Source organism: Phyllobacterium ifriqiyense (genome assembly GCF_030817885.1).
In the GTDB taxonomy this organism is placed as follows: domain Bacteria; phylum Pseudomonadota; class Alphaproteobacteria; order Rhizobiales; family Rhizobiaceae; genus Phyllobacterium; species Phyllobacterium ifriqiyense.
Genome location: NZ_JAUSZT010000002.1, coordinates 149,706 through 169,328, shown reverse-complemented (window position 1 = coordinate 169,328; position 19,623 = coordinate 149,706). Strand labels below are relative to the sequence as shown.

The 19,623-nt window shown below is 56.5% G+C and carries 16 protein-coding genes and 2 pseudogenes; 6 read left to right on the top strand and 12 right to left on the bottom strand.

Going from position 1 to position 19,623, the window contains the following annotated elements; genetic code table 11:
* The first annotated feature begins 31 nt into the window (after positions 1-31).
* Complete coding sequence (locus QFZ34_RS02440) at positions 32-925, top strand: LysR substrate-binding domain-containing protein (RefSeq protein WP_307276440.1); 894 nt, start codon at positions 32-34, stop codon at positions 923-925.
* A 519-nt stretch (positions 926-1,444) separates the two neighbouring features.
* On the opposite strand, the gene QFZ34_RS02435 is transcribed toward QFZ34_RS02440, so the two are convergent.
* From QFZ34_RS02435 to QFZ34_RS02405, 7 genes are all read right to left on the bottom strand, one after another.
* Positions 1,445-3,043: an MFS transporter gene (locus QFZ34_RS02435; RefSeq protein ID WP_307276437.1), complete on the bottom strand. Its 1,599-nt coding sequence runs from the start codon at positions 3,041-3,043 to the stop codon at positions 1,445-1,447.
* Positions 3,040-3,483, bottom strand: coding sequence for a DoxX family protein (locus tag QFZ34_RS02430; RefSeq protein WP_307276434.1), 444 nt, complete (start codon positions 3,481-3,483; stop codon positions 3,040-3,042). The genes QFZ34_RS02435 and QFZ34_RS02430 overlap by 4 nt, the downstream gene beginning before the upstream one ends.
* Before the next feature lie 172 nt (positions 3,484-3,655).
* Positions 3,656-5,638, bottom strand: coding sequence for an amidohydrolase (locus tag QFZ34_RS02425; protein ID WP_307276431.1), 1,983 nt, complete (start codon positions 5,636-5,638; stop codon positions 3,656-3,658).
* Positions 5,638-5,925 (bottom strand): XapX domain-containing protein, encoded by a 288-nt coding sequence (locus QFZ34_RS02420; protein WP_307276428.1) that lies wholly within the window; start codon positions 5,923-5,925, stop codon positions 5,638-5,640. Before QFZ34_RS02420 ends, QFZ34_RS02425 begins: the two co-directional genes overlap by 1 nt.
* A gap of 61 nt (positions 5,926-5,986) precedes the next feature.
* Positions 5,987-6,676, bottom strand: coding sequence for a hydrolase (locus tag QFZ34_RS02415; RefSeq protein WP_307276426.1), 690 nt, complete (start codon positions 6,674-6,676; stop codon positions 5,987-5,989).
* A gap of 729 nt (positions 6,677-7,405) precedes the next feature.
* Positions 7,406-8,323, bottom strand: a complete 918-nt coding sequence (locus tag QFZ34_RS02410; protein ID WP_307276423.1) for a LysR family transcriptional regulator — start codon at positions 8,321-8,323, stop codon at positions 7,406-7,408.
* Positions 8,324-8,498: 175 nt separating this feature from the next.
* Positions 8,499-9,431, bottom strand: coding sequence for a VOC family protein (locus tag QFZ34_RS02405; RefSeq protein WP_307276420.1), 933 nt, complete (start codon positions 9,429-9,431; stop codon positions 8,499-8,501).
* A gap of 120 nt (positions 9,432-9,551) precedes the next feature.
* Between QFZ34_RS02405 and QFZ34_RS02400 the strand changes: the two genes are divergently transcribed.
* The 3 genes from QFZ34_RS02400 to QFZ34_RS02390 all read left to right on the top strand — a co-directional run bounded on the left by QFZ34_RS02400 (position 9,552) and on the right by QFZ34_RS02390 (position 11,637).
* Positions 9,552-10,451, top strand: a complete 900-nt coding sequence (locus tag QFZ34_RS02400) for a LysR family transcriptional regulator (RefSeq protein ID WP_307276417.1) — start codon at positions 9,552-9,554, stop codon at positions 10,449-10,451.
* Positions 10,452-10,979: 528 nt separating this feature from the next.
* Positions 10,980-11,246 carry a hypothetical protein gene (locus QFZ34_RS02395; RefSeq protein WP_307276414.1) on the top strand — a complete coding sequence of 89 codons (267 nt, stop codon included), beginning with the start codon at positions 10,980-10,982 and terminating at the stop codon, positions 11,244-11,246.
* Complete coding sequence (locus QFZ34_RS02390; protein WP_307276411.1) at positions 11,233-11,637, top strand: hypothetical protein; 405 nt, start codon at positions 11,233-11,235, stop codon at positions 11,635-11,637. Before QFZ34_RS02395 ends, QFZ34_RS02390 begins: the two co-directional genes overlap by 14 nt.
* A 338-nt stretch (positions 11,638-11,975) precedes the next feature.
* Here the strand turns inward: QFZ34_RS02390 and QFZ34_RS23280 are convergent.
* Positions 11,976-12,088 (bottom strand): annotated as a pseudogene (locus tag QFZ34_RS23280) (GMC oxidoreductase); the annotation flags it as partial.
* A complete protein-coding gene (locus QFZ34_RS02385; protein ID WP_307276408.1) occupies positions 12,076-12,987 on the bottom strand; it encodes a LysR family transcriptional regulator in 912 nt (303 codons plus the stop codon). The pseudogene QFZ34_RS23280 and the gene QFZ34_RS02385, both read right to left, overlap by 13 nt.
* Before the next feature lie 256 nt (positions 12,988-13,243).
* Here QFZ34_RS02385 and QFZ34_RS02380 point away from each other — a divergent pair.
* Positions 13,244-14,127: pseudogene (locus QFZ34_RS02380) on the top strand (NmrA family NAD(P)-binding protein).
* A gap of 330 nt (positions 14,128-14,457) precedes the next feature.
* Complete coding sequence (locus QFZ34_RS02375; protein ID WP_307276405.1) at positions 14,458-15,423, top strand: magnesium and cobalt transport protein CorA; 966 nt, start codon at positions 14,458-14,460, stop codon at positions 15,421-15,423.
* Between the two features lie 6 nt (positions 15,424-15,429).
* Here the strand turns inward: QFZ34_RS02375 and QFZ34_RS02370 are convergent, their stop codons facing one another.
* The 3 genes from QFZ34_RS02370 to pstS form a co-directional block, all read right to left on the bottom strand.
* The gene (locus QFZ34_RS02370) at positions 15,430-16,452 is read right to left on the bottom strand and encodes a DUF808 domain-containing protein (protein ID WP_307276402.1); all 1,023 of its coding nucleotides are present in this window, start codon (positions 16,450-16,452) and stop codon (positions 15,430-15,432) included.
* A 114-nt stretch (positions 16,453-16,566) separates the two neighbouring features.
* Positions 16,567-18,294 (bottom strand): Na/Pi cotransporter family protein, encoded by a 1,728-nt coding sequence (locus QFZ34_RS02365; RefSeq protein ID WP_307276399.1) that lies wholly within the window; start codon positions 18,292-18,294, stop codon positions 16,567-16,569.
* 74 nt (positions 18,295-18,368) lie between these two features.
* Entirely contained in the window at positions 18,369-19,298 is a 930-nt protein-coding gene (gene pstS, locus QFZ34_RS02360) for a phosphate ABC transporter substrate-binding protein PstS (protein ID WP_307278843.1), read from the bottom strand.
* Positions 19,299-19,623 lie beyond the last annotated feature (325 nt).

The following is a 19,623-nucleotide window of genomic DNA, read 5'->3' as shown; positions in this document are numbered from 1 at the left end:
TAGATCATAAGCTTATAATCAGGAGTTATGAATGATCCGAGAGAACGTCAGCGATCTGATGGCCTTTATCGCTGTCGCACAGGAAAGCAGTTTCACACGGGCGGCAGTCCGGCTGGGCGTCTCCCAACCGGCCCTCAGCAAGACAATCAGGACGCTGGAAGAGCGGCTTGGCTTGCGTTTGCTCAGTCGCACCACTCGAAGTGTGGCGCCCACAGAAGCCGGAGAGCGTCTGCTTCGGAGCGTCGAGCCCCATTTCGCGGGTATCGAAGGCAGCCTGTCCGCGCTGACCGAGCTAAGGGACAAGCCATCCGGCATCGTTCGGATCACGGCAACGCAACATGCGGCGGATACGGTGATGTGGCCGCGCTTGTCCAAGGTCATGCTTAACTATCCCGACATCACGGTCGAGTTGGTCTCTGACGAGGGCTTAGCAAACATTGTGAGCGAGCGTTTCGATGCCGGCGTTCGCGTCGGCGAGTACGTCGAGAAGGATATGATTGCCGTTCGGATCGGTCCCGCGATGCGCCAGGCCATTGTTGCATCACCGGGTTATTTTAAAGAGCGGCCCGCGCCCAATCATCCTGAAGAGCTAACCGGCCACCGCTGCATCAACTTACGCCGTGTAACGCGCGGCGGATATTTCCCATGGGAGTTCGAAAAGCGCGGGCGCGAAATCAACGTCCGTGTCGAAGGCCAACTGGCGGTGAGCAGTCTTGAGCTTGCAAGGCGCGCTGCTCTGGATGGTCTGGGCGTGGCATATCTACCGGATGATATGGTGCAGGATGACCTGACAAAGAAACGGCTAGTGCGAGTGCTGGAGGATTGGTGCGAACCGTTCCCCGGCTATCACCTGTACTATCCGAGCAGCAGGCAGCACGCTCCCGCCTTCGCAGTCGTGCTTGACGCACTTCGCTTCCGCGGCTGAAAATTGCGAGCACCCGCGTGGGGGCCAAACTCACGACGATGCTTGCACTGACCTGACGGACCGCCTTTGAGGATACCGGTCCAGAAGCTGCTTGTCCGCTATCGGCCCCATCTCGGTCATTGATGGCATTAGTTCAGTTGTCGCAATGACGGGTAGATGATGCATATCCATGGCTCATGGGAAATCTCACTTTAAATGCCCGCCATGAAGGGAAATGAACCGCAGGCCAACTCAATGCGGATACTTGGACTTTAGCTTCAACTTCGAATGTATGAACGCTAAGCGAAACAGTCGGGCGCTATGCGATTAGCTGGTATTGCGGGAAAGTTTCCCAAATAGAGGGCAGTTTCATCGTTGTGATCTCGATTTGTGTGTCATGTGGCTGCAGCGATGGTATCGCGCAGTGTGGCTATAGCGTTCAGCAAAACCCGCCTGATAAGAATTCCATCAATAGTTTCGACTTATTGCGCCAAACGGCGTAATGGAAAGGGCGGCTGAAGCCGTCCTGCCCTCGATTATTTACGCAGCCCCTGGCCGACTGATCGTCAGGAAGTGACGAACGACGGGTTTGTCCGGACCAATATGGTAGGTCAGAACCTTTCCCTGCAGGTCGGCATCGGCGTTGGAAACCCGCTTGTGCTGGCGAAGGTGTTCGGCCCAGGATTCCACCATGAACCACTCGACGATCTTTTCCGGATCTGCGGAGTCTTCGGTTACACCCCACCCATAGGCACCATCGCGGCGGCGTTCGTTAGAAAGGTGATCGATAGCACGCAGGAAGGCAGAACGATGCTCTTTCTCGACCTTGTACTCGATGAGGATCAGGACAGGACCACGGTCATGGGCAACAGGCTCGGCGACCAGTGGTTCGGGCCAGTGGTTGGACGGCACCATGTTGGCGTCACCAGCCGGGAGTTTTACGCGGTGCATGATGAGCCCCGCAACGAGCAAGCCGGTTGCACCGACAAGCAATGTCATCTGAATGCCAACCGCCTCGCCCACAGCACCCCAGCCGAGACTGCCTGCCGTCATGGCTCCGTTGAATACGGTCAGATAGACAGCAAGGCCGCGTCCACGCACCCAATTGGGAAGAACAGCCTGGGCTGCCCCATTAAGGGTCGTCAGGGCGGTGATCCAAGCACCACCGAGGAACAGGAGAGCGATAATGGCGACGATCTTCGTCGGGGCGAGAGAAAGGACACCCATGACGACTGCGGTGATCAGCGCAGCGCCAAGAAGCAGACCATCCGAACTCAGGCGTTCGCGCAGCTTCGGCATGACCAGGGCACCGCCGATCGCACCGGCACCGACCGCACCAAGCAGAATACCGTAGAAGCTGGCGTCGCCACCCAGCAATTGGCGGGCGACGAGAGGAAGAAGAGCCCAGATTGCACTGGCAAAAGCAAAGAAGATTGCTGCCCTCAGAAGGATTACATGTAGCGGTCGGCTGGATCGGGTGTAGCGAAGCCCGGCTCGGAATGCGCCGAAGAAGTTTTCCTGCAACGCATCGTTGCCATTCTTGGCCCGCGGCCACCAGACAAGGGCAGCGATCACGAAGATATAACTTGCGACGTCTGCGCCATAGGTAATACCCGCACCGAAGGCTGCGAGGAGCAGGCCGCCGGCGGCAGGGCCAATCGAACGAGCAATATTGATGCCGAGTGAGTTGAGCGCCACTGCGCTTTTCACGTCCTCATGCTTTACCAGTTCCGGCACAATCGCCTGCCAGGTTGGCCCCATCAGCGCGGCGCCGATGCCGCCGAGAAAGGTGAGGCCGATCAGTGCGCTGACGGAAAGCATGCCTGTCTGCGATAGAACCATCAGCGAGATACTCACGGAGGCCAGCAGGACCTGGACCGCGATCAGGAATTTGCGGCGATCGAGAATGTCCGTGAGAACGCCCGCAGGAATCGCCAGAAGAAAGATCGGCAGTGTTCCGGCTGCCTGAACCATGGCGACCGCGGCAGGCGATGCCGAGAGATCCGTCATCAGCCAGGAGCTGGCGACATCGCGCATGAAGCTTCCGGTATTGCCGAGAACCGTTGCAATCCACAGGACCGCGAAGACGGGCTGTGCGAGAGGAGCAAAGGTGCCCCCGGATGTTTTCGTGGTGCTCATTTGCCCGCTCCCTTTGCAAGGTCGACCGCTGCAACGAAAATAAATGCACCAGCCAGACCGATGTGTTCGAAGAAGGTGTTCGTCGCCATCATACGGTCCATACCGGGCGCGATTTCCCAGAAACGAAGAGCGATGAGCGTTGCGAGAAGCGTAAAGCCGGCAAGCGCGAGTGCGCCTGCCCAGCGCAGGTAGCCCGAGACCACCATGGCGGAGGCCGTCAACTCAAACACAATAACGGCGACTGCAAAGAGAACGGCAGGATGAAGACCGAAGTGATTCATCTCGGCAAGCGCGCCATTGAAATCAAAGAGCTTGGTGAGTGGGCCCTGGATATAGGCGGCACAAAGAGCAAGCAGCGAGGCCGTTGTCGTAATGGGAGAGCGGACGACACGTGCCAGACCGCTTGAGGCTGAATTCGATATAGAGGATTGGTGGGTCATATTCTGCTCCTTTATGGTCGCTGACGTGATCGAGCGGCCGCGTTTGATGGAGCGATATTGGCCGGTGATCGCTCTGCCAACAATTGCAATAATAGTTTCGATTTAATTGCCATTATTGCAATTATAGAATGGGTTGCTTGGGCGAACAGCGGCCGCCCAAGCGAAGACAGGATCAGACTGCCCAGCACGAGCAGCCAAGAGCGCCGAAGAAACCCTTGAGGTCGGCAATCGGCAGTTTCGAGGTCCAGGCTCCCGCATGGTCGTGACCATGCACGCCGCAATCGCTGGCGCAGCCACAGGTCGAGATCGCCGTACGCCTTAGAGAACGCGCGCCAGCACCTTTCGGCTCGCCCCATGCAGCATACCCGCCAAACTTGCGCACTGGAGACCAGTCGGGCATTGCAGGGGGCACGTCATTCTCGTCAAGCGCTTTGAAGTCACCCGCTCCATAGACGATCTTGCCGCCGACCATGGTAAGCTCCGATACCAGGAAAGAGATCTCGTCTTCGGCGCAGGAGAAGAAGTCCTTATCGGGAACGACAAGGTCAGCGAACTGGCCTTTCTCGATGCGGCCTTTCTTACCTTCTTCATTGGAAAACCATGTGACCTTTTCCGTCCACATTCGAAGCGCAGTTTCACGGTCCAGGCAGTTTGCGCGCGGGTAGAGCTGCATGCCGCCAACGGTCTTGCCGGTGACCATCCATGAGAGCGACACCCACGGACTATAGGAAGCGACGCGGGTGGCGTCCGTGCCGGCCGAAACGTTGACGCCCTTGTCCAGCATCTTGCGGATCGGCGGGGTGGCTTCGGCTACGCCGTGTCCGTAACGCTCGGCGAAATACTCGCCCTGATAGGCCATGCGATGCTGGGTGGCGATGCCACCGCCAAGCGCTGCGATACGGTCGATAGAGCGATCCGAAATCGTCTCCGCATGGTCAAAGAACCAGTTCAGGCCTTCCAGCGGTATATCCTTGTTGACCTTTTCAAAGACATCTAACGCACGGGTGATCGTCTCGTCATAGGTAGCGTGCAGGCGCCATGGCCAACGGTTTTCTGCCAGAACCCGCACTACCTCTTCCAGCTCGCCCTCCATTTCCGGGGCCATTTCCGGCCTCGGTTGGCGGAAGTCCTCGAAATCGGCTGCGGAAAAGACCAGCATTTCGCCCGCGCCATTGTGGCGGAAGTAATCGTTTCCCTGTTTGTATCTGACCGAAGACGTCCATTTGAGAAAGTCGTCTTTCTCTTCCTTGGGCTTTTGCGTGAAGAGGTTGTAGGCGAGACGAACCGTCATCTGGTTTTCGTCGGAAAGTTTCTGGATGACTTCGTAATCATCAGGATAATTCTGGAAGCCACCACCTGCATCGATGACGCCGGTCACACCCAGCCTGTTCAGCTCGCGCATGAAGTGCCGGGTGGAATTGACTTGATAGTCGAGAGGCAGCTTCGGACCCTTGGCGAGCGTCGAATAGAGAATGCCCGCGTTCGGCTTGGCGAGCAGCAGACCCGTCGGATTGCCATTGGCATCGCGGGTGATTTCGCCACCAGGCGGGTTCGGCGTGTCGCGGGTATAGCCAACGGCACGCAGGGCCGCGCCGTTGAGGAGCGCTCGGTCATAAAGGTGCAGGAGGAACACCGGGGTATCTGGTGCTACCGCATTGATTTCCTCAATGGTCGGCAGACGCTTCTCCGCAAACTGGTGTTCGGTGAAGCCGCCAACAACACGCACCCATTGCGGCGCAGGCGTGATGGCAACCTGGCGCTTGAGCATGTCCATTGCGTCAGCCAGTGAGCGAACGCCGTCCCACCGTAATTCCATGTTGAAGTTTAGTCCGCCGCGCACGACATGAGTATGGTTGTCGATCAGGCCAGGCAGAACGCGCTTGCCCTTCAGGTTGACGATCTTCGTAGCAGGACCGGCGAGCGCCAAGATCTCGGCATCAGTGGTGACTTTCATGAACAGACCGTCCTTTATGGCCACTGCTGTCGCGCTCGGATTGGTACGGTCAAGGGTCGTGAAGCGACCGTTATGGAGGATCAGGTCGGGATGCATGGTGTCTGCTCCGGATTGCTTGGGATCGGCGGCATTGGCGGTTGAGAAGAGGTTCGAGAATGCCAGGCTCGACGCCCCTCCGAGAAAGGTCCGACGCGTCGTCATCAGCTCTGCTCCTCTACCCGGGGTTCTGTATTATGGGCAAAATCATGACGGGCTCGACCCTTGGGCAGGTGCCCGAACATATGCGGCTTGACCTGATTGATCCACGAGACCGCAGCAGGCTCCTTGCTCCAGAGCGTCTTCGCCAGCGGGATGATCTGTTCGCCGACGAGGATGCCAAGCAGGCCGACAAGCGCGATCACCGGCGGAGCCGGAGAGCGTACGTTGAGCAGGCTGTAGACGATGCCGACCAGAAGACCGGCGCCAAGAGATAAAAGATAGATTTTCATGAGAGTCACCCTCGTTGAAACGGACAACCGCTCCGATGATCACCGGAGCGGTCGGTTTGGCTTATTTCGCGGGGTTCGGGCCGATGCGGTTGCCATGGCTGACGCGTTCGGCACCGCCGTGGACGTGCGTGATCGCGTAATCGATTCCCATGCCGTAAGCGCCGGAATGCTCTTTCACCAGTGTGGTGACCGCATCGTAGGTTTCCTTGCGAGCCCAATCGCGCTGCCATTCGAGCAAAACCTGCTGCCAGGTGACGGGTATGACGCCAGCCTGCACCATGCGGTCCATTGCATATTTGTGCGCATCGGAAGACGTGCCGCCGGAAGCATCGGCGACCATGTAGATCTCGTACTCCGGGACGTCATGCAACGCAGAGAGTGCAAAGGTCGTGTTGCAGACTTCTGTCCATAGACCCGAGACGACAATCTTCTTGCGGCCGTTAGCAGCATTCTTTGCCAGCGCATCGCGTACGTTCTGATCATCCCAGGAGTTCATCGAGGTGCGTTCAAGGATGTCATTTTGCGGATAGACTGCCAAAAGTTCAGGGAAGGTGTTGCCGGAGAAACTTTCGGTCTCGACGGTGGTGATCGTGGTTGGCACGTTGAAAATCCTGGCAGCCTTGGCCAAGCCGACAACGTTGTTTTTCAGGGTCTGGCGGTCGATCGACTGGACGCCGAAGGCCATCTGCGGCTGCTGATCGATGAAAATGAGCTGGCTGTTGGCGGGGGTCAGGACTTCAAGCTTGGACATGGTAATTCCTCTTCGGTTGTTTGGACCGCGAATGCGGCCGGTTATGAAATGGGCAGGACCTGTCGGACGAACGTTATGCCCTGTGACACGGCTTGTAAGAACCGAGGGCTTCCGTTCAATCGCTGCCTCGGCTGCTGAAAGGTAAGGTAGCGTGACTTGCGCCCCCGCAGAATTGCAATATTAATTGCGAATGAATTGCCTTTATCGCAATAATTACCCTGCGGTCCGGCTGAACTATGAACGTCGCACGGCGCTGGACTACGGGATCGACCGTTCCGAAAATTTCTGAAGGAAGTTTCATTCGGGGAGGACGTCTTGAAACAGCTCCCGGGGTCCAAGGGCACGCTTTTCGGAGTGGAGCAATTTGGTTGAACTGGCTTTGCACGAGACAGCCAGCAGACGGCAGTTGAGCCGTGTGTAATCCCCGAAATGCCTGCCAGTCTGCCGTTGACGAACGACGCGACCAGATCGTGAATACGCTTTCGGCGAAAGGGTCCATACCGAGATCACATCGTCTTTTACTTGCTTTCAACAACGGTTGTTCCAAATTGCAGGCGTTTTATACGATCGCGGGTCGACCGATACAGCCGACTCCCAAATGGGGTAAAGCCATCATACAGACCGTGCCGTCAGACGAGGGCTTACATCAGTTGCGGGGAATACCTTCAAAGGAGAGATTGGAGAAGCCCGCAGTTGTGGAGTGACTATCCATGAATATGGATAAAGCTATCAGGACGGGGCAGTGCCATCGTCGTAGGCAGAAAACACGCCCGCGACCCAGTCTGCAAATACCTGATACTTAACACTTGGAAAGCGGCCCGCTGGCCTGACTATGTGAACAGGATAACGTGGTGGCGCCCAATCGATCATGATGGGGACCAGGGCGCCACGAGCAATATGGGGTCGTGCCAGGAATTCAAATGTCTGTCCAATACCCAGTCCTGCTAATATTCCATGCAAATGCGCAGTCGCATCACTGGTGGAGAGCTTGATGGGGCTGTAAATTTCAATTTTCTCGTTACCATTCATCAGTCGGACGGGTGCAGCTTTCAAGCTGCGTGCGAAAAAGTACTGAACGAAAATATGATCCCGCCGCAGATCCGATGGCGAAGCTGGCACGCCGTATTTTTCGAGGTACGACGGGGTAGCGCAGGTCACTATCTCGACGCTGCATAGTTTCTTCGCAACAAGAGATGCGCTAGGCAGATCGCCGGCACGAATGACGCAATCTATTCCCTCCTCAACAATGTCGGCCTGACGTTCTGTTACACCAAGATGCAACTCGATCTCTGGATAGAGGGCGTAAAACTCTGGCAACCGAGGGATCAGAACCGCATTGGCGAAGGTCCCCCCTATGTCAACGCGAAGTTTCCCCCTGGTGGCTAGGCGCCCACGGGTCGCCTCGTTGTTCATTTCATCGAAATCGGCGATCAGGCGGATGGCGCGCTCGTAATAGGCAACGCCCTCAGGTGTCACGGCAAGTGAACGCGTCGTTCGTTCTAGCAGTTTGAGGCTCAAGCTTGCCTCAAGATCCTGAACAAGCTTACTCACGGTGGACCGCGGCGCAGCCATCGTATCTGCGGCCTTTGCAAAGGATCCGGCCTCGACGACGCGAACAAAGGCTCTGATTGCTCCCAATTGATCCATTGGCATCTCTCCATCGAAATCTATATGTACGATGTTTTGGGGCTCAGTTATTGATCTGGACAGGACGCAAGCCGTAGTCGAATGTCTGAAAATCTTCCTTGCAAAAGCGTCATGGCTCCGCCTGGACAGATATATGGCGTCCGGAATTCGAGACGCCCCCCATTCAATGGTATTGTCAGGCCGCCAGTGGTTTGAGATTTGCCTGGATCTGGTCCCGGAATTCCTCATATCGGCTGGGCAGCTTAAGCGCCTCGCCCAGATGTGCTGTGTCCTCGTCCCGGTTAAATCCCGGCTCGTTCGTGGCAATCTCAAACAGCACGCCACCCGGCGTCCTGAAGTAGATTGCCCAGAAATAATCGCGATCAATGACTGGAGTAACCTGATAACCGGTGTCCATCAGTGCCTTGCGAACTTCGAGCTGCTTTTCACGGTTCTCTACGGCAAAGGCGATATGGTGGACCGAACCGGCGCCCTGACGGGCAAACGGCGTTTTCGGCAGTGCTGCGACATCAATCGTATCGGCGCCATTACCATTGGGAATGATAAAGCGGGTCACGTCACCCTCCTTCCCGGCGCGTTGATAACCCATGAAGCCCAGAAGCTCTTCTGTCGCGGCGGTATCATGCAGGCTAAACCGGGCGCCAGCAAAACCGAGGATAGCTGCATCGCTCGCAATTCCGTCCGCCAGCCATGGCGCGCGGTTGTCATCGGCAGATTCAATGAGTGCCAGACTGTCCCCGTCCCGGCCCATGAAATGAAGTCTGTTGGCCCCAAAAACGGTGTCAGTTTTCAAGCCATCGACACTGTGCGCGGTAAACCGATCCTGCCAGAACCTCAACGCTCCCTTTGGCACGGAGAACTGCGTTTCCCCGACCTCACCAACACCGGGACGACCCAGCATCATGTTAGGGAACGGGAAGTAAGTCATGACGGTGCCTGCGGAGCCGGTCTGGTCGCCGTAGTAAAGGTGGTAGACGTTCGGGTCGTCGAAGTTGACGGTCTGCTTGACGCGGCGCAGGCCCAGCGTGTCAGTGAAGAAGCGATTGTTCCGACGCGCATCCGAAGCCATTGAGGTTACGTGATGCAGTCCCTTGATATCCTTGATCATGTCCTTGCCTTTCAATGTCGCCGTTAGTGTTTGGCTGTTGACGAATATCTAGGCTGATTGATCACACCAGAGAATTGCAATATTCATTTCGAGTGCGTTGCTCTTTTTGAAACAATCCCAATGAACGATTACAAAGCTCTGCGAACCTTCCTCCTTGCAGCCGAAAAGCGAAACTTCGCCCAGGTTGCCCGCGAATTGGACATGACGCCCGCAGCCGTCACGCGCGCGATTGCAGCGCTCGAGGCGGAACTTGGGGTGCAACTCTTCGTGCGGACGACGCGCCAAGTCTCCCTAACCACAGACGGAGCGATCTTCGCCGCACAGATCCAGCCAGCGGTAAAGACGCTCGAAGACGCGCGCCGCGATGTGATGAACGCCCACAAGGCCGACGAAGGGCGTCTCAGGATCAGTGCACCGACGTGGTTTGGCAAGGCGGTGCTCCCACCGATCCTCTCCGGCTTCAAGCAGCGATACCCGAAAATGGGCTTCGAGATTTCACTGTCCGACGGACTGGTGAATATCGTTGATGACGACTACGATCTGGCCATCCGCATTTCATCTCAGCCATCGGACAAATTCACGATATGGAGGAAAATCCGCGTCGTACCGCGCATTCTGGTTGCCGCACCGGGAAGCCGGTTTGTCGAGATGCAGCATCCAAACGAGCTGACACCAGATGATTGCCTCGCCTATAGCGGCGAAAGTCGACGAGAGAACTGGGTGCTCTCGGACGGCGGCTTGAGCATGACGATATCGGCAGGGCGTGCCTTCAGCGCCAACAATGGCGAGGTCCTGGCCGACATGGCAGTGGATGGCGCAGGCGTTGCCATGCTGCCGAACTTTCATGTCTCGGAGCATTTGCAGACCGGGCGCCTCGTGCATGTGTTCAAGGGGTGGGCACCGCCGGACTTGTGGTTGACCCTTTATTATCCGCCTTATCAGGCACTGCCTCCGCGGATTGCTTCATTCTCGAAATTCTTCGAAGAACAGGTTGCGGCTCGCATGGTCATGTTGGACTGACAGGCATCGGTTGATCGAGGCCCGTGTCATATCGTTCGTTTACGTGGCATTGCTCGCTGCCTGACGGTAGCCAGTTTCTGTAGCTCCCAAAGATTTCTGTCAAAGATCTTTCGTTTTGCCACATCTAGAACGGCCCTATGCAGGTACTCTGCACGGGGCGGGCCGGTCCACCAGTCTGAGCGATCAACGCTGCGCCTCATCAAGAGGGATATTGTGCGTGAGTTGCGACGCGTTTGGGGTGGCCCAGAACGTGAGTGGCGGCATTCCTGTCGGTGTCCTGACCGAAACCTATCGGACCATGTCACACACGTCGGCATAGCGAATCTCGCGCGCCAGAAGCGTGCGAGGGCGCGGCGCCGACCGCGCATCCAGCGAAGCCAGCCACTCGGCGCTCATTTCCATGGCGCCCAGCAGCACCTATAAGTGTACCGCCGCGCCTCGACGGTTTCAAGATTCCACCAAGGCTGCTTTCGACTCCAACGGGACGTGACAATGCACTTTCCTTTTGCTCAAATGTCGGAATGGAGAATGGTTGTAATCCATAGGAAACTTACGGTGCCCTTCACCTACATTGCGACGGATTACGAATTTGAGGGACCTATACCGGGACTGCACTCGATGCTGTCTTTCGGATCGGTTGCTGTTGCCGAAAACGGTGAGTTTCTTGGTGAATTCAAAGGTGTCTTGGAACGCCTTGAAGGCGCCGAGAGTGATCCCACAACGATGAATTTCTGGCGCAGGTACCATCACCGCGCGATTCTTGTCACTGGGGGCGCGGACAGTGATCTGGTTTGATGCCTCCTTGGAGAGGCCGGCCGATGATGGCCTCCTGCAGAGTTGCATAGCGGCCATGCTCAACTTCTCCACCGAGAGCGTGGACGTTGTCCACAGCATCAGCGAAATTAAGGATGCATCCGTCACGTGCATCGTTGAAGCTCATTCTCCGCACAAGTACTCGCAACTGATCACTCTCTACATCTCAGAACCTTTGCCACGCCCCGATGTTCCTGAGGCAGCCGCTCATTTAGCGCGGACGCTCGATAGAGCTTTGCTCTTGGCCAACGATGAAACAGCAAATCCATATTCATTCGTTCGTGTCTCCAATACCGGCCAACGCTCGGTTGTCTTGGTTGACCCGGACGAGTTGGACGAGAATGACCGCTATGTCATTCAGGAACCCGGCTAATAGTGGTGGTGCCGAGCTAACGTTGCCTCAAACTCAAGTGTCACAACGGTTTTCAGGAGTTGTGCGGCCTTACAGAGTGCTCCTCGGCTAGCAATATGCTTTCAACACGCCCACGCCTTCCGGTTTAGCTCCGGGCCAGAGCTGAACCACGTATTGGTCATCTCCTTTAAGACCATCTTCACTGAGCGTGTCGAGACCGGAAAAGCACGCACGCACGCCAAGTGTTCCCGCGTTCCCCGAAAGTCGCGGAGCGGTGGGCTCGTCATCCGTCCGGCCAGCCAGCACAAGTTGACCGGAGGGACAATCGAAATGTGTCTCGACAACGTGTTGGTACCTTAGACCTTGAGTTCGTTGTCTATCACCGACATGCTGTCGCGTCCCATTTTGCCTGTGCAGGATTGATGCCAAAGGTCGCGGCCGAACGCCGGATAAAGTCGATCAATGCCCTACGCTACGTGCCGAAATTCGTTGAACAAAATCCAGAAAAGCCCGCACCTTGGCAGGCGGCATGTGGCGTGACGGATGATAGGCGTAAAGCGGAAACTGCTCGCCGGACCATTCCGTCAAGATCGTCGTGAGCGCCCCGTTCTCAAGCCACTCGTCGAGACCGATGGCGAAGCTCTGGAATATGCCTTGCCCCGCAAGACAGGCCGCGACGGCAGCGGAGGGATCGTCCATTACCAACCGCCCCGCTGCCTTGATCTCGATGGCACCGTTGTCCCCCTGGAATTCCCAGGTGAACGGTCGTCCGGTCTGCGGGTCGCGAAATAGGATGCAATCGTGGTGCATCAGATCGTGGGGCGTCGCTGGAACTCCGTGGCGGGCAAGATAGCCTGGGGCGGCACAGGTCAGCACCGGTACGTCCAGCAGTTTGCGCGCGATCAGCGACGATTCGTCCGGCGGACCGAAACGCACAGCGACGTCCGCGCCGCTCATCATCTCTTCGCGATAGTTGCTGGTGGTCAGATCGAGCGTCAGAGCGGGATAGCGCGCCAGAAATTCACCGATCCTCGGCACCAGCACCATGCGCGCGAACCAGGGATCGATCGAAACCCTTAGCCGTCCGCCGACGAATGCCGCCGAACCGGCGGCTTCGGAGGCCGCCTCCTCCAGTCCGGCAAGCAACGGCATTATCTTTGCATGGAAGCGAGTGCCTTCTTCCGTCAGCGTAACTTCGCGCGGATTGCGGTCGAACAATCTGACACCGACGCGTTGTTCGAGCCGCGCTACCGCACGACTAACCCCCGATGGCGTGAGGCCAAGAACATCCGCGGCCCGCACGAAATTGCCCGCTTCCATCACCGCCCCGAAAACGCCGACCCCGGTCAGCAGCCGTGTGTCGAAACTCATGCTTTCTCTCCGTCGCAAGGTCGGTCTTTGCCGACCGTCTTATCATGATGATTTGAAGTCATCTTATCTTTGATTTTAATGCGCGTGAATCATCTTTCTGCGCCCCGTAGATACTTCCGCAGCGCCCGGATGGCGCCAGCGGCATGGCGGAACCGCGAAAGTCTCTGGCCTTGCAGAGCTCTACGGCACATTTGAGCATGGCCTCTACGACGGCCTCGTCTGATCCATTCCCGCCCCCAACACCAGGAGACATATCATGTTTGCGATTACAGGAATTACCGGCAAGGTCGGCGGTGCGCTGGCGAAAGCCCTCATCGAAGCCGGAGAATCGGTCCGTGTGCAGTGCTGCGCGATCCCGCAAAAGCGGAAATCTGGCGCAAGCGCGGTTGCGACATCGCCTTTGCCGACATGGGCGACGCGACGCAGCTTGCCGCCGCGTTCAAGGGCGCCACTGGCGTCTTCATCCTGCCGCCGTCGGAGTTTGATCCGGCGCCTGGCTATCCGGAGGCGGCAAAGCAGAATGAAGTTCTGACGACGGCTCTTCTTGCTGCCCGCCCGGAAAGGGTTGTCTGCCTCTCCACCATCGGCGCCGATGCAGAAATGGACAATCTGTTGAGCCAGCGGACTTTGTTGGAAGAAGCCCTCGGCGAACTCGATCTTCCTGTCACCTTCCTGCGACCCGGCTGGTTCATGGAAAATGCGGACTGGGACGTGGCCTCAGCCCGCGACGAAGGCGTGCTGCACAGCTTCCTCCAGCCTGCCGACAAGTCCTTTGCCATGGTGGCGACGCAAGATATCGGCCGGGTCGCCGCAGATCTGATCCGCGAACAATGGATCGGCAAGTGCGTGGTGGAACTGGAAGGCCCAGCTCGCGTCTCACCCAATGATCTAGCCAATGCATTCGCGTCGGTGCTCGGGCATCCGGTGCGGGTAGAAATCGTTCCGCGGGAAAGCTGGGAGGGCCTGTTCCGTGCCCAAGGTATGCGTAACCCACAGCCGCGCATGCGTATGCTCGACGGCTTCAACGAGGGCTGGATCGACTTCAAGGCTGACCGCGGGAACCGTACCAGGGGAACCACGCCACTTGAGCAGGTAGTCGAAGCGCTGGTCCGGCAGGCAATGGCGAGCGAGATCGTCTGAGCCTGCCGGGAGAACGGGGCGGCGGCCGGCTTTTGCCTCTGCCGCCGATCATGGAAACGACTGAAACTCACGGTTTCGCTATCCCGCGATTAGGACTGGGGACTTTTCGCCCGCTTCGGCCACCAACGCAATGCCCGCAACACGCTCCTTGACGAAGCCCTTCGTCGCTGCACTTTATCGTTTACAGGGAACGGCTGTGTCTTAAGACCCCGCCCGAAATACAGCCGAGGCGAAATTGGTTCACACGCTTGTCACTCAACAGTGGCTATCAAGTCATGATGATCGTTTCTGCGGAGTACTTCTCGTGATCCTAATCCTAAAGGGACGCGCATGAGCGTCGCCGCATGTTACCTTTATCGCGATGGGAAACGGTTGGAAGCTGTACCGTTTTATGACGCGTCCATGCCGGAAACAGAGAGTGACTTCATCTGGATCGGGTTGCACAAGCCCACGTCCGAAGAGCTTTCACTGCTCAAAGATCGCTTTGGTCTTCATGAGCTTTCGATAGCAGATGCCCTCAGCTCTTTGCAGATGCCGAAGCTCAGCGCCTATGATGATCAGCTTTTTGTCGTCGCAAAAACCGCGCAGCTTGCGGGTGACCGAATCACTTATGGCGAAACCGCGATTTTCGTCGGAAAGCGCTACATAATCACGGTGCGCCATGGTTCGGATCGGGGCCATGGCGAATTGCGCGGCAGACTGGAAACCTCACCTCAGACCCTTCGCCATGGAACCGATTATATATTGCATGCCATACTCGACTTCATCATCGACGGTTATCTTCCTATCGTGCGCACGATCGAGGACACAGTTCTCGACATGGAACGCAAAATGCTCGACGCGTTCCTTGATCGTGACCAGATCACTCGCATTTTCAGGCTGCGAAGGGAGATTATTCTCTTTCAACGGGTTTTGGACGCGATGCTGGACCTTTGCGGCAAGCTTGTACATCTCGACCTGCCGTGCCTGGACAAGGAGGCAAAGCCCTATTTCCGCGATGCACTTCAACACATGCACCGCGTCGAGACGATGGTAGGCAGCTTGAGGGATGTGATTACCTCTGTTTTCGAGGCGAGCAATCTGCTGGAACAACAGCGGCAGGGAACGATAACCCGGCAATTGGCGGCCTGGGCGGCCATTCTGGCCGTCCCGACAGCAATCGCTGGCATCTACGGTATGAACTTCGATAACATGCCGGAACTGAAAACGAGCTACGGTTATTTCGTTGTTCTCGCGATAATTGCCGTCTTGTGCATCGGGCTTTACGTTCGCTTCAAACGCGCCCGCTGGATATGATAATCTTCATTTCTTCACATCTACCAGCGGTTCTTTTCGCCGGCGCTGCGGCAGCCATGCTTTTACATTTTTCCACATCGGCGAGACCACATATCCGGCTACCGGTATAGCTATCAAACCGACGATAATGCCGATGACGCCCGATCCGGCGGCTTCGACGATCCATGCGACAACGGATCCGACAGAAGGCAAGGCATGGCTTGCCGCCTCACCTGCACCTTCGATCGCATGAGCAATGGCCCCGGCACCGTAACCCTCAAGTCCATGCACAAGGATACCGCCACCCACCCAGATCATTGCGGCGGTTCCGACGATACCGAGCCCTTTCAGAAAATAGGGCATGCCTATAACCAGTCCGCGGCCAACTGCCCGCAAAAGCGTGCCGACGGGAGCGACCGTTTGCGAGCGCGCCAGCACCAGGCCAAGGTCGTCAGTCTTAACGATCAGGGCTACACCGCCATAAACAACCAGTGTGATGCCTATGCCCACAACTGCAAGTATAAGGGCCTGCGTCAGTACATTCCCCGACGGAAGCGACGCAAGCGTGATGGCCATGATTTCAGCCGACAAAATGAAATCGGTCTTGATCGCGCTGGCAACCTTCTCGTCTTCAAGAGATTTGGAATCGATGCTGGTCGTTTCAAGGGCAGCCTCATGGGAATGGGCGGCATGCGGCAGCAGGAGCGCATAGATTTTCTCCACGCCCTCATAACACAGATATACGCCGCCGATCATGAGGAGAGGCGTAATCGCCTGGGGTGCAAGCAGGCTCAGGATCAGCGCTGCGGGGAGCAAAATCACAAGTTTGTTCTTCAGCGACCCCAGGGCGATCTTGCCGATAATCGGCAGCTCTCGCGCGGCTGAAAATCCGGTGACATAGCGCGGTGTGACTGCTGCATCGTCGATCACGACACCGGCTGCTTTCGCCCCGGCCTTCGCAGCCTGGCCAGCGATGTCGTCGAGAGACGCCGCCGCAACCTTCGCCAATGCCGCAATGTCGTCGAGAAGGGCGATCAGTCCAATGCTCATGAAGCCTCCACCAGGAAACCGGATTTATAAAGCGGACTAGCATCCGCAGATATCAATGCAACGTGGCATCTTTCAAAAGAAGATGCCACGCGCAAGCTATTACGGCAATGCGCGTTACTCTGCAGGCATTGGGCTCAGTCCGCCTTCGTTCATTGGGCGAACTTTTTCGCGTTTCTGCGCAGCTCTCGAAAGCACGCTCTGGCGATTGACTGACTTCCGTTCACTTTCGATACGCTCAATGAGAATTTCGGCACGTTCAATAGAGCCGAGAAGTGCCAGAATTGTTCCACGCTCGGCAGCACCGGCATTCGGTCCCAGCGCCAAAGTTCTCGCGCGCAATTCCTCCACATCCGGAATGCTTATGTGGCCCGCCGGCATGGGTGGGTTGGCAACACCGTAGTCCGGCATAATACCCTGCAACGACGCATCAAGCTTGTCGAGAGCAACATCAACGATGGCGCGCGCTGCTGAACTGAATTCTTCACGTTTCACGCGGCGGGCGACTTGATGCAGCGACTCCGTCAATGCAGCGGTGAAATCCGCCTCTTCAATCAGGCTGGCGACAAGATCCAGCTGTTCGTAAGGCAAGTCTTCTTTCATCAGCGAAGCCGTATATTCACGTATATCGCGACTGAGAATATCGGTAGCAAGATAATGCTCGCCCGGATCGGACGGTGCGGATTTTGCAGAGCGTGCAATATCCAGAAACATGGCGCCAGCCTGAAGATGACGAGCAGTTTCCTGCTGAACTGCCGGGATTGCTTTTGCAAAATCCCCGGCAAGTTTGCGGTCGAGAAATTTGGGTGTCGAATAATCTTCCGCGTCCTCAGCATCAGTACGACCGATCCGCGCCAATACGCTCTCAAACACGCCGACGAAAGGAAAGAGCAACGCCGTATTGAATACGTTGAAGAATGTGGAATAAAGACCAACGGCAACCGGAACAAGCGGGAAAGTTTCCTTGCCCTCCACGACCACAGGAACGCCCGGATCGCCCCCAAACCACTGCATCGCCCAAGCAAGAACTTCGATCGAGACGAAGAACAGTGGCACGGTGATACACACGCCGATAATATTGAATGACATATGCGCATAAGCGGCGCGTTTGGCATTCTTGGACAAGTTCAGGGATGCTATCCAGGAGGTAATTGTGGTTCCGAGATCTGCGCCCAGAGAAAAGGCGACCGCAGTGGTCCAGTCAAGCACACCGGCAGCGCCCAACCCCATGACAATACCGATTGTAGCCGATGATGAGTGGATCATCGCGGTCACACCAGCTGCGATAAGAACGCACTTGATCAGGTTGAAATAAGAGTCTGCCTGGAGGGTGGAAAGAACCGACATCACTTCCGGGATATTTCGGAGCGGTCTTAGACCACCGGTCATCAGGTTCAACCCGTAGAAAATCAGGGCAAAGCCCATGCAGGCAAGCGCGATGTTACGCACCTTGTCGTTTTTCGAAAAACAATAGACCAACGAAAAAAGGCCGGCAAAGATCAGACCGAGCGGCCCAAGAGGGAGCGCAATCAGGCCATTGCCAAGGGTGGTACCGATATTCGCTCCCATGATGACGCTGATGGCAGGCCTCAATCCAACCACCCCGGCGTTCACCAGGCCCACCACCATAACAGTCATCGCCGTTGATGACTGGATGACACCTGTTATGAGTGTGCCGGCCACAACACCTTTTATCGGCGTTCCTGCGGCTTTGGCCAGAAATGCCCGCATCTTGTTGACGGAAAGTGCCTGGATGCCATTCGACATGAATTCCAGACCAAGCATGAATATTCCGAGCCCGCCGATCACCGGCACGAGAATATCCTTGAAAATATCTATATCCATTGCGTCTTATCCCCATAGCGCCAAGGCGCGGTCCATTGATCTGCCTGCATTCCCCTTGCAGGCATGCTTAACTTTCATTGCGTTGAGGAGCCGATCAGCCAATATTGCTTTATCCGGCTCACCAGAGGTTCCGATAAAGGCACATAACGCAGGGCCTGCGCATCGCGGCCGCCGCTCTCAAATGCCAGGCGGAAATAGTCATGGACACGGCGATAGCGACTAGGTGAACGACCCTCTATTGGCACGACTGCATAAGTGGCTCCACAGATGGGGTATGTGGCTTCGCCGGGTTGGTCAGTAAGGGATAAGGCAAAGTCCTCCGCCTTCGTCCAGTCGACTGCCGCTTGAGCTGCCCTGACGCCCTCCGGACCGGGCAGAACGAATTTGCCCGACTTGTTCTTGATGGCGGCAACCGTCAGATCGGCCCGTTCGACCTGCCCATATTCCGCATAGGCAATAGCGCCCTTTGTGGCTTTCACGGCAAGGATGAGGTCTTGCGTTCCTTCGACACCGGTTCCCCACGGCCAGGCTATCAGCGTGTCCGCCCCGTATTTCGCTTTCCACTCATCATTGGCGGTGGAAAGATAGTTCGTAAACATATAGGTAGTGCCGGATCCATCCTTGCGATGGATCGGAGTGATCTTGACGTCCGGGAGATTCAGTTCCGGATTTAGCTGCTTTATCGCCGGGTCAGACCATGATTGTACTTTGCCAAGATAGATGTCTGCGAGAAGCGGACCCGATAGATTCAACCGGCCAATGCCTTCCAGATTGATTGCGATGGCAACGCTGCCCAACACAATCGGAAATTGCTGGCGGCCATGTTTGACAAGTTCCGCATGCGATAAAGGAACGTCCGTTGCCGCAAAATCCATTTCCGGCTGGCTGAGTCGCATGACACCTGCAAGTGATCCTACCAATTCATAGTCTACCGTCCAGTCCGGCGAGGTGAAATCTCCGCCATCCGTGCGGGATGCTTTGTAGTTTTCAGCCCATTTCGCAATAATCGGAGCCGCAAATGTCGAGCCAGCGCCCGCGGATAGGTTCCGCTTGGGCTGGTGAGCACAACAAAAGACTTATGACCAAAAGTGCCGACCCGACAAAGTCAAAGGCGGCTGGTCTTGTTGGGCAGATACGCAATAACAGACGTTCCATTGTCAAGACCTCACGATCACTGTCACTGTAAGATCGACGCGTGTCCCGAACCACCGGTAGACGATGGATGCAGAGACGTCCGACTGACGCTCCGAAAAAATAATCGTACTTTTTCAGTATCTCCGTTTCTTGAAACATTAATGACATCTCCCATTCTTCTCGAAGAATCGGATT

Excerpts from the sequence above, each read along its gene's own strand:
- QFZ34_RS02415 (WP_307276426.1), bottom strand. The coding sequence starts at position 6,676 with ATGTCCAAGCTTGAAGTCCTGACCCCCGCCAACAGCCAGCTCATTTTC.
- QFZ34_RS02365 (WP_307276399.1), bottom strand. The coding sequence starts at position 18,294 with ATGGATATAGATATTTTCAAGGATATTCTCGTGCCGGTGATCGGCGGG.
- QFZ34_RS02395 (WP_307276414.1), top strand. The coding sequence starts at position 10,980 with ATGGTTGTAATCCATAGGAAACTTACGGTGCCCTTCACCTACATTGCG.
- QFZ34_RS02410 (WP_307276423.1), bottom strand. The coding sequence starts at position 8,323 with ATGGATCAATTGGGAGCAATCAGAGCCTTTGTTCGCGTCGTCGAGGCC.
- QFZ34_RS02430 (WP_307276434.1), bottom strand. The coding sequence starts at position 3,483 with ATGACCCACCAATCCTCTATATCGAATTCAGCCTCAAGCGGTCTGGCA.
- QFZ34_RS02440 (WP_307276440.1), top strand. The coding sequence starts at position 32 with ATGATCCGAGAGAACGTCAGCGATCTGATGGCCTTTATCGCTGTCGCA.
- QFZ34_RS02370 (WP_307276402.1), bottom strand. The coding sequence starts at position 16,452 with ATGAGCATTGGACTGATCGCCCTTCTCGACGACATTGCGGCATTGGCG.
- QFZ34_RS02405 (WP_307276420.1), bottom strand. The coding sequence starts at position 9,431 with ATGATCAAGGATATCAAGGGACTGCATCACGTAACCTCAATGGCTTCG.
- QFZ34_RS02385 (WP_307276408.1), bottom strand. The coding sequence starts at position 12,987 with ATGAGTTTCGACACACGGCTGCTGACCGGGGTCGGCGTTTTCGGGGCG.
- QFZ34_RS02375 (WP_307276405.1), top strand. The coding sequence starts at position 14,458 with ATGAGCGTCGCCGCATGTTACCTTTATCGCGATGGGAAACGGTTGGAA.
- QFZ34_RS02400 (WP_307276417.1), top strand. The coding sequence starts at position 9,552 with ATGAACGATTACAAAGCTCTGCGAACCTTCCTCCTTGCAGCCGAAAAG.
- QFZ34_RS02425 (WP_307276431.1), bottom strand. The coding sequence starts at position 5,638 with ATGACGACGCGTCGGACCTTTCTCGGAGGGGCGTCGAGCCTGGCATTC.
- QFZ34_RS02420 (WP_307276428.1), bottom strand. The coding sequence starts at position 5,925 with ATGAAAATCTATCTTTTATCTCTTGGCGCCGGTCTTCTGGTCGGCATC.
- QFZ34_RS02435 (WP_307276437.1), bottom strand. The coding sequence starts at position 3,043 with ATGAGCACCACGAAAACATCCGGGGGCACCTTTGCTCCTCTCGCACAG.